This is a genomic window from Halomonas sp. ND22Bw (genome assembly GCF_003011945.1).
GTDB classification, from domain to species: Bacteria; Pseudomonadota; Gammaproteobacteria; order Pseudomonadales; family Halomonadaceae; genus Halomonas; species Halomonas halophila.
In genome coordinates this window covers 1-257 of sequence record NZ_PXWD01001249.1, presented here as the reverse complement: position 1 = coordinate 257, position 257 = coordinate 1, and the positions used below count along the sequence as shown (strand labels likewise).

Annotated in this window: 1 protein-coding gene; it reads left to right on the top strand. The window is 66.1% G+C overall.

Annotated features, from left to right (window positions below; all coding sequences use genetic code 11):
* Positions 1-9: 9 nt before the first annotated feature.
* The coding region (locus tag CVH10_RS22180; RefSeq protein WP_219925005.1) for a hypothetical protein at positions 10-257 on the top strand (248 nt) is incomplete at its 3' end.

Genomic DNA, 257 nt, shown 5'->3' with positions numbered 1-257 from the left:
TCCGAGAGTGTGCCCGAGCCGATGGCGACCCCACCCGCACCTGCGACGATCGCCAAGCCGGGCATCTACCTCATCCGGATGCTGATCTTTCTGATCCTGGTCGGCTTCCTCGCCTTCGTGCTGTTCCGGCAGGTGACGCCGGCCTTCCTGGCCAATCCGGGCCTCAACGGACTCATCCTCGGCGTGCTGCTCATCGCGGTGCTGCTGGCGTTCGGGCAGGTGGTGCGGCTTTACCGCGAGACCGCCTACGTCAACGC